General features: G+C 74.9%; 3 protein-coding genes. 2 read left to right on the top strand and 1 reads right to left on the bottom strand.

The features are described from left to right. Window positions 1–21: 21 nt before the first annotated feature. Window positions 22–1416: a CoA transferase gene (locus tag ACFU99_RS40555; RefSeq protein WP_384402862.1), complete on the top strand. Its 1395-nt coding sequence runs from the start codon at window positions 22–24 to the stop codon at window positions 1414–1416. Between the two features lie 25 nt (window positions 1417–1441). Then, window positions 1442–1999, top strand: coding sequence for a GNAT family N-acetyltransferase (locus ACFU99_RS40560; RefSeq protein WP_384402865.1), 558 nt, complete (start codon window positions 1442–1444; stop codon window positions 1997–1999). Window positions 2000–2192: 193 nt separating this feature from the next. On the opposite strand, the gene ACFU99_RS40565 is transcribed toward ACFU99_RS40560, so the two are convergent. Further along, the coding region (locus ACFU99_RS40565) for an alpha/beta hydrolase-fold protein (RefSeq protein ID WP_384402868.1) at window positions 2193–2556 on the bottom strand (364 nt) is incomplete at its 5' end.

Raw genomic sequence — 2556 nt, forward strand, 5'->3', positions numbered from 1 at the left:
ACTGAGTGCCACACTGGATGTGTGCTGAAACGATCTATCGACGGAACGGCTCAGGCCTGGGCGGCGCTCGGCGGGGACCCCGCGCTCCTGGCGGCCATCGGCTACCAGGGCCCCGACGACGTACTCCCCGCCCGGCTGCCCGTACGGGAACTCGCACGCTCGACCGTGGCCGTCGCCTCGCTCGCCGCGGCCGAACTCGCCGCCGCCCGCGACGGCGGCCCGCTCCCCGCGGTCCGGGTCGACGACGGCGCGGTGGCCACCGCCTTCGTCAGCGAACGCCACCTGCGCATCGACGGCCGCGGCGGCTCGACCTTCGCGCCCCTGTCCCGGTTCTGGCGCACCGCCGACGGCTGGCTGCGCACCCACGCCAACTACCCGCACCACCGCGCCCGGCTCATCGCCGCCCTCGGCCTCGACGCCGACGCGGACGACGAGCGGCTCGTCGAACAGGCCGCCGCCGAGCTCGCGGGCCGCGAGGCCGAGCAGGTGCAGGAGGCGGTCTACGCGGCGGGCGGCCTCGCCGTCGCCGTCCGCGGACCGCTGAACTGGGCCGAACACCCCCAGGGCAGGGCCGTCGCCGGCCGCCCCCTGCTCACCCTCGACCGGGTCGGCGAGGCCCCCGCCCGTACGCTCGCGCCCGCGCCGACCCGGCCCGCCGAGGGGCTGCGCGTCCTCGACCTCACCCGCGTCATCGCCGGCCCCGTGGCCACCCGCACCCTCGCGGCGCTCGGGGCGGACGTGCTGCGCATCGACGCCCCGCAGCTCCCGGAGAGCCAGGCCGCCCACTCCGACACCGGCTTCGGCAAGCGCTCCACCGTCCTCGACCTCGGCGACACCGCCGACCGGGCCGTCTTCGAAGAGCTGCTCACCACCGCCGACGCCGTCGTCACCGGCTACCGGCCCGGCGCGCTCGACCGGTACGGCCTCGCGCCCGAAGCGCTCGCCGAGCGCCGCCCCGGCCTGATCGTCGCCCAGCTCAGCGCCTGGGGCCCGTACGGACCGTGGGGCGAGCGACGCGGCTTCGACTCCCTCGTGCAGGCGGCCGGCGGCATCGCCGCCGTCGAGGCGGACCGCGACGGCCACCCCGGAGCGCTGCCCGCCCAGGCGCTCGACCACGGCACCGGCTATCTGCTCGCCGCCGCCGTGCTGCGCGCCGCCACCCTCCGGCAGGCGTCGGGCGGCTCGTACGTGGCCCGCCTCGCGCTCGCACAGACGGCGTTCTGGCTGGTGAACGGCGTCAAGGCGGACACCGGGGAGCCGACCGGCGCGTACGATCCCACGCCCTGGCTCACCGAGGCCGACGGCCCGCTGGGGCATGTGCGGTACGCGCTGCCGCCCGTCTCCTTCGACGGCGGCCCCCGCGACTTCCCCTCGCTGCCGGGTCTGTGGGGCACCGACAAACCCGCTTGGCGGTGATCGGGCGGCTTCCTAGGATGGTCCGATGCCTGAAGACGACACGTATCTCGCGACCGGCCCCCGCGTGGGCATCCGCCTCATCGAGCGCGGCGACGGGGAGCGGTTCACGGCGCTGGCGCGGGCCAGCGTCGCCCTGCACCATCCGTGGATGACCCTGCCCACCACGGACGAGGCGTGGGAGACGTACATCGGCCGGCTCGCCGACGCCCCGGACCGCAAGGGCTTCGTCATCTGCGAGCGGAAGACGGGCGAGATGGCCGGGTGCGTCAACATCAACAACATCGTCCAGGGCCTCTTCCAGTGCGGGGCCGTGGGGTACGCCGTGTTCGCGCCGAGCGCGGGGCGCGGCTATATGACCGAGGGCATGGGGCTGGTCCTGCGCCATGCCTTCGGCCCGCTGGGCCTGCACCGCCTCGAAGCCAATATCCAGCCGGGGAACGAGCCCTCGCTGGCGCTCGTGCGGCGGCACGGGTTCCGGCTGGAGGGGTTCTCGCCGGACTTCCTGTTCATCGACGGGGCGTGGCGTGACCATGAGCGCTGGGCGCTCACCAGCGAGATGCTGCCGCCCGAGCCGCCTCGTTAGCCGCGGGCGCGTCGTGGCCGATCGCGCAGTTCCCCGCGCCCCTGTGCGGCACCGGTATCCCTGACGCCAGCAGGTGCGTCGTGGCTGGTCGCGCAGTTCCCCGCGCCCCTGTGGGGCGCCAGGCGTTGTGGGTCCCAGCAGGTGCGTCGTGGCCGGTCGCGCAGTTCCTCGCGCCCCGGCGGGGCATTGGTGTTCAGGTTCCGAGTAGGTGCACCAAGCCCTCCGCCAGTTCTGTGCGCCAGCACAGATAGTCGTGGCCGCCGTTGAATTCGCGGTAGCGGACGTCGTGGCCGCCTTCCCGCAAGGTGTCTCGGAGGCGGCGGTTGGCGGGGAGGAGGACCCATTCCTGTTCGCCGGCCGAGAGGTGGAAGCGGACCGGGAGCCGCCCCTCCTCCGCGGTCGCTATGACGCGCGTCAGCCACTCGGCATCGGGGCCGTCGGGCCACCAGAAGGAGCCGGACTGGGCCAGGGCGTTGCCGAAGCGGTGCGGGGCGCGGACGGCGGCGTGGGCCGCCATCAGGCCGCCGAGGCTCTGGCCGGCCAGGACCGTACGGGCC

This window comes from Streptomyces sp. NPDC057654 (assembly GCF_042800135.1).
Lineage (GTDB): Bacteria > Actinomycetota > Actinomycetes > Streptomycetales > Streptomycetaceae > Streptomyces.